Origin of the sequence: Desulfofustis glycolicus DSM 9705, assembly GCF_900130015.1 — a bacterium.
Lineage (GTDB): Bacteria > Desulfobacterota > Desulfobulbia > Desulfobulbales > Desulfocapsaceae > Desulfofustis > Desulfofustis glycolicus.
Genome location: NZ_FQXS01000060.1, coordinates 1 through 6056, shown reverse-complemented (window position 1 = coordinate 6056; position 6056 = coordinate 1). Strand labels below are relative to the sequence as shown.

Genomic DNA, 6056 nt, shown 5'->3' with positions numbered 1-6056 from the left:
GATTGAGGCACGCAAGAAAATTTTACCGCAGGCATATAGTTAATATTCCGAGGATAAAATTTGATTGCGTAACGATGAGGTTGGACGAAATGGCAATTTTTCAAGGTTCCCTTATCCATGAGAGGTTACGAAGAAGACGTACAATATCATTTTGTCAGAGGATCGCATTGGCAATGTTAACCATTTAAGCAAATCTGCTAATTTACACTATTCCTGAGCAGGTGGTTCTCCTGAACAGTAGATGGGTAAAGTTGGGGGCATGAAGGAGTCTGTAAACCTTCTAGTCGGCAATCTAAATGGCCTGATCTCTTCCGGCAGAATGAAGCGGCAGAACAGGCTGCTTAAGTTTCTCAAAAAGATAAAACAAGGTTTACTGCCTAGGGCAATCCGAAACCGTGCTGCTGCAGAATCTCGCCGCCGCGTGAAGAGAGAATGAAGGAGGCGATTTTTTCTGCCTCTAGCGAGGTGCTCGAGAGGCGGGCCATGGTATACTCCGTTTTGCATGCGATCTGCTTAGGCAGCTTCTCTATATGAATATTGCCGACCTGCTCTCTGACGATGAGAGCCGAGGTGTAATAGCCAAGAAAGATATCAGTTTCATCGTTAAAGAAAAGTTGAGCCACAGCATGAATTCCAGGTGGCGGGGCTGTTGAGTCCTTGCCGCCGACCAGCTGCTTGGATTTGGCGGCGAGGATCGCTGAGACCCCGGGCTTGAGAAAATCAGCTCGTTTAAATACCTCAAAAGCGTAATCTCCGCCCGGATCATCGCCGGGGGTAGAGGTGGCCAATCGCAGCGTTTCATCAAGCATGACTGCCAACAGCTGCTCGTCATCGCCGCAGGGCGCGAAGCGGCCGAAGAGGCAGAGTTCGTTGGTCGCGAAGGCGATGACCTCTCCGGTTCTTCCGTGGACCATAAGTTCACGGGCATGGGCATGGTTGGCCGAAAGGAAGAGATCGGCCCGCTCTCCGGCCATGATACGATTCTTCAGGATTCCCGATGGCCCCAGTTCGAGATCAACAGAGACATTCGAGACCTGGGAATATTCGTCGACAATTTGCCGCAGGGGGCTTTTGAGGCTTCCTGCGGCAAAGATTTTAATATTTTTGCAAAAGTGTTTATTCCTGTTATTCATTATTCCTCCACAGTTTAGCATTTCCGGCATATTTGTTGAAAACAGGTACGCACATGCTGCCGAAACCATCATTGCGCAGAAGGGTTACCGCCACACCGTATATCTCCTGCAGAATCTCAACGGTGATGACCTCTTCCGGGGCACCGACGGCGGCAATGGCGCCATTGAACATAATACCGACCCTATCGGCCACCATAAAGGCATGATCGGGGTTATGGCTGGTCATCACGATTGCCGTCCTGCTCCTCGCCAGGTTTCGGATCAGAGAGAGAATCTTCAGCTGGTTGCCATAGTCAAGATGTGACGTGGGTTCGTCTAGGACGATGATTTCCGGTTGCTGGGCCAGCACCCTGGCAAAGAGCACCAGTTGCCGTTCGCCGCCGCTTAGTTCACTGTAGGCCTTTTCCGCTAGATGTGCTATTCCCAGGGAATCGATGGCCTGTTCGGTAATAACTCTATCGCTCTGTCGGGGAGGGGAAAAAAAACCAAGATAAGGGGTGCGACCCATCAACACAGTATCGTAAACGGAGTAGGCGAAGACCGGGTTGTGCAGTTGGGGGACATGGGCGATTGTTCTTGCTACCTGGGTTCTACTCAGAGCCAGGATGTTTTCTCCCTTGCAGCTGATTTTGCCTTCGGTGAGAGGAAGAAGACCGGAGAGGCATTTGAGCAGACTAGTCTTACCGACACCATTGGGGCCTAGGATGCAGAGCACCTCTCCGGCTCCTACCGACAGGCTGATGCCGTTGAAAACAGTCCCGGAAGAACCAGGATAGGCGAACCCAGCCTTATGCACCTCCAGGATCATGACCAGCCCAGCGAACCTTTCTTGAGAATGACGGCAAAGAAGGGGGCGCCCACCGTAGCGGTGAGAATGCCCAGCGGCACCTCGCCGCCCACCAAGTTTCGCGCCAAGGTGTCGATAAGGAGGAGGTAACAGGCCCCCAGGGACATCGACAGGGGGATGAGGCGCCGGTAATCTGGGCCGCCGATCATCCTGGCGAGATGGGGGATGACCAGGCCTACCCAGCCGATGACACCGCTTACAGCTACCGCCGAAGCGGTAATTAGAGTCGCCGACATGATAAGAAGAATGGTCAGCCATGTGGAGTGCAGGCCGAGTGATCTGGCCTCCTCCTCGCCCATACTCAGAACATTGATTTTCCAGCGTAGCGAGAAGATGACGGTTATGCCGAGGGTAATCGGAACAATTATGGTCAAGAAATCTTTTTGGGAGATGGTAGCAAGCGATCCCATGAGCCAGAAAACTATAACAGGCAATTTGTCATAGGGATCGGCGACATATTTGACCAGGGAGATTAAAGCCGAAAAAAATGTGCCGACAATGACGCCGGAAAGTGTCATGACCAGCATCGACGAAGTCCGATAGATCCTGGTCATGCCATAACTCAAGGCCACAGCGAGCATGCCGAAGAGAAAGGCCGCCCCCTGGATTACCAGGCCGTTTCCCGACAGCAGGATGGCCATAGCGGCACCGAATCCCGCCCCCGTCGCTACCCCAAGGATGAAGGGGGAAACCAGCGGGTTGCGGAAAATGCCCTGGAAACAAGCTCCCGATACCGAGAGACCACCACCTATCAGCATGGCGGTGGCGACCCGTGGGAGACGGATAGTGAATATGACATTTTCCAGTGTTGAAGGCTCATGCTGTGGCATGAGCCAGTTGTAGAATGCTTTGATGGTTTCTAGAGGTGAGGCCCCGTATCTGCCGAAGAGCAAGGCCAGGAAAAAGCAAAGCAGCGGCAGAACCAGCATCATTATAATGGAAAATGCGCCTGTGGGCCTCACCGATCTAGCAGTCTTTGAGGCTGGACCTGAAGCGGTCATCAATGGCTGCCGCTGTAGGCTATGCCGTAGAATGTTTTGTAAAAATCATTAACATAGGCTTCAATGTCAATATCTGCAAAAATGTCCGGATACAACTTTTTGGCCATCCACAATTCGCCTAGGCCGATGGATTCCGGACATGGATGCCCCCAAGGCTTGACATATTCGGGAGTGACATAGATCCTGCCCTCCCTGACTGCCTGCACCGCCTGCCAGGCTGGAGACTCTTTGATTTCGTCGGCTATGTATTTATATCGGTCTTGGGTGAAAATGACCTGAGGGTTCCACTTGAGGACCTCTTCCATCGATACCTGCTTATATCCGGAAATTTCCATTGCGACGTTTATTCCGCCCGCTCTTTCCATTATGACTGAGGCATATTTGCCGGTGCCCATGGTAAACAGTTCCGGATAAGCCATATAGGTGGTGACTCTGTCCTGCGGCTCAAGGTTTCCCACTCGATCTTCGATGATCTGACGGTTTCTGAAGATATGTGCCAAAAGCTGTTCGGCCCGCTCGCTTTTGTCTAGGATATCCCCTAACAGCCTAACACCTTCCTTCATGCCTTCGGTATAAGAATTATTGGGATCCTCAAGCTTGGGATTAAGAACCGAGGCCTCTTCGTACCCGGCTTTGTAGAAGGAAAGTCCGACCACAGGTACCCCTAGGGCCTCAATCTGTTTACCGGTTTTTTCCATCATATAGTGGGTAATGATTACGACGTCGGGCCTCAGCTTCAGAAGTTCTTCGGCATTGACCGATGTTCGCAGATCTCCCGGCTTGGCGACATCATCTATTTGCGGCCAAGCTTTGCGGAACCCTTGTGGAAGGTATTTCTCCCAGTCACTCAAAACACCGACGATCTTGTCCTGCGCCCCAAGTTCCAGGGCGACGTCGAGGGCGTGGTGCATGAGGATGACGACCCGGTTGATTTCTGTTGGGATGGTGACTGATCGTCCAAGCTGATCTACAACTTCTCGTTTTTCCTGAGCCATGGCCGACCCGCCACAAATGAGGACAAAAAGCAGCAGTGTCACTAACTTCCGCATTACCAATTTCGTAACAATGTAATTCATGATACCTCCGATCTGCAGTGAATGTATGGGGGGCGTTGTTTCACTCTTATGAACGTTGTTTGGATACTGAGAATGAATATCGTATTGGAAATAGTAGTTATTGCCACATTAAACCCATAACAAACCAAAACTGACAGAGAGTGACAACTGCCCAAAGAGGGTCAATTCCGCTTTTGTCTTAGGCGGTAAAGCAGGGGTGCCAGTGAAAAGTTCACCGGTGCAACCGAGTAGAACGCTGCCAAAGCTACCAGTGGCATATGTCGATAAGGAAACCATCGATGAAATCATCTTTCGGACCATGAACACCCGGAACAGGCTAATGCTGGAGCAGATGGCAAGGGACGGCATGAGAGTCGGTGAAGTCTTGAACCTCACGCCAGCGGATATTTAGGAGAGAAGCCTTACCATCCAGAGCCCCAAAAGTGGCAGGGTTGGTGAAACTGTTTATGTTCCACGAAAAATAATGGCAAGGTTAACCGCCTATGTAAAAGCCAAGAATATCGGCGCCGATGACCGGATTTTCCCAATCTCCTATGTCGCCGCCTGGTCAATGGTGAAAAAAGCGGGGATGCTGGTCAATATCGAACTGCGCCCGCACGACCTCCGGCGGCATGCAGCCACCTATGCCTCAAGATCTGGCACTCCCATAGAAATCGTCAGCAAAGTCATTCTGCGGTATGCAGACCTTATAACTACGCAGCGGTACCTCGGGAAGGTAAATGACACCGAAGCGATCAGCTGGATCGAGACGCTATATGGCTAATCATGATGAAGCGGGTGGGGACCATCATCACCCGTTTTGAGCAACAGTAGATCTATCCAGCCTGACAACCTAAGGGTGTGTCACACCTTCGAAGTGGCAATGTTAACATTAGAATCACCGTTTTGCCCGGTGCTGTGCTGAACTCTTTCGGGCAAATGTATTAAAAATGCTGAAAAAAGAAGGTTTGCTCGATGACGTTTTCAGCAAGATGATCATGAAATGGCGTCACAACTCCGGCTTTAACGTTCATAATCAGGTACTGATTAAGCCGGAGGATGAGAAATGGGTAGAAAACCTGCCACAATATATTATCCGCAACGCATTCACCAACGCCAAGATCCAATATGTCGAGGAGACGGAGACCGTACTGTACCGCTCGAAGATGAGTCATGGAAAGATTCTTATCATCTATCACCCTATCATCTCACCTATCACCTGGTTCGTTTTTCGGGAGAATTTTGTTCTATAAGGAACCCCGGATGCGTGTGCATGGAATTTCGTTGGACGAGTAGCTTTTTCCATTCTGAGGTAGAGCTATGCCATTGGATAAACCTATGACTACACAGCTTGGAATATGCATTAACAATATGACATTTAGTGGCATTCTCTGGATATTGTTCGGTTCCGATTATGGCAAAATAGTTTTGCATTGATATGTGTAAAATACAGAGTTGGTAATAAAGAAGGCAATTCTCTCCCCCCTATGATTCAGGTGCAAAATCTTTATAAATCCTATGGCAGTGCTGAGCAAAATATGGTGCTTAAAGACATCACCATGGACATTCAAAAAGGTGAAGTTTTTGGAATTATCGGACAAAGTGGGGTTGGTAAATCCACCCTGCTGCGCTGCATCAACGGACTTGAAGGGTTTGACCGGGGCTGTTTAATGGTTAACGGCCAGAATGTCTCGAGTGGCTCTTCGTCGTTTCAAGTGGATTTGAGCAGATTACCAACCGGTGAGGCGATCAGGTAAATCATGCTGATAAATGTCTGTGGGTTCCGATACCCTCTGGCCCGTGCTTTGGCTGCCTGGAAAATGCTATTCAAGCCTTCCAGGCGAGCATTGCTGTGGCCCGACTGCCACCGTGATTCAATCGCCTGGCGGTGCCTGATCACTGTTTCGATTGCGGAGATGATCGGCTTTAACACCGGTGATCTGGTCAAATCGGTCTCTGCCATGCACAGTAGAAAATTGCTCAAGCGCCACTTGGCTGCCTGCGGGGTTGCTGCTTTTCG

At 50.3% G+C, this 6056-nt stretch carries 7 protein-coding genes and 1 pseudogene; 3 read left to right on the top strand and 5 right to left on the bottom strand.

The features are described from left to right. Positions 1-377: 377 nt before the first annotated feature. From BUC26_RS22050 to BUC26_RS22035, 4 genes are all read right to left on the bottom strand, one after another. Positions 378-1205, bottom strand: a complete 828-nt coding sequence (locus BUC26_RS22050) for a substrate-binding domain-containing protein (RefSeq protein ID WP_084540858.1) — start codon at positions 1203-1205, stop codon at positions 378-380. Continuing rightward, positions 1126-1941, bottom strand: a complete 816-nt coding sequence (locus BUC26_RS22045; protein ID WP_084540857.1) for an ABC transporter ATP-binding protein — start codon at positions 1939-1941, stop codon at positions 1126-1128. Before BUC26_RS22045 ends, BUC26_RS22050 begins: the two co-directional genes overlap by 80 nt. Then, a complete protein-coding gene (locus tag BUC26_RS22040; protein ID WP_073379522.1) occupies positions 1938-2912 on the bottom strand; it encodes a FecCD family ABC transporter permease in 975 nt (324 codons plus the stop codon). The genes BUC26_RS22045 and BUC26_RS22040 overlap by 4 nt, the downstream gene beginning before the upstream one ends. A gap of 68 nt (positions 2913-2980) precedes the next feature. Then, on the bottom strand, positions 2981-4057 hold the full coding sequence (locus tag BUC26_RS22035) for an ABC transporter substrate-binding protein (protein ID WP_084540856.1): 1077 nt from the start codon (positions 4055-4057) through the stop codon (positions 2981-2983). Between the two features lie 463 nt (positions 4058-4520). Between BUC26_RS22035 and BUC26_RS24320 the strand changes: the two genes are divergently transcribed. The 3 genes and pseudogenes from BUC26_RS24320 (at position 4521) to BUC26_RS22020 (ending at position 5793) form a co-directional block, all read left to right on the top strand. Continuing rightward, positions 4521-4820, top strand: coding sequence for a site-specific integrase (locus BUC26_RS24320; RefSeq protein WP_073379520.1), 300 nt, complete (start codon positions 4521-4523; stop codon positions 4818-4820). A 151-nt stretch (positions 4821-4971) separates the two neighbouring features. Then, positions 4972-5289, top strand: a pseudogene (locus BUC26_RS22025) (transposase); the annotation flags it as partial. A 234-nt stretch (positions 5290-5523) separates the two neighbouring features. Continuing rightward, the gene (locus BUC26_RS22020; RefSeq protein WP_073379516.1) at positions 5524-5793 is read left to right on the top strand and encodes an ATP-binding cassette domain-containing protein; all 270 of its coding nucleotides are present in this window, start codon (positions 5524-5526) and stop codon (positions 5791-5793) included. Here the strand turns inward: BUC26_RS22020 and BUC26_RS24605 are convergent. Beyond that, on the bottom strand, positions 5748-5969 hold the full coding sequence (locus tag BUC26_RS24605) for a transposase (protein ID WP_425267092.1): 222 nt from the start codon (positions 5967-5969) through the stop codon (positions 5748-5750). The two genes, BUC26_RS22020 and BUC26_RS24605, sit on opposite strands and share 46 nt — an antisense overlap. Between the last annotated feature and the right edge of the window lie 87 nt (positions 5970-6056).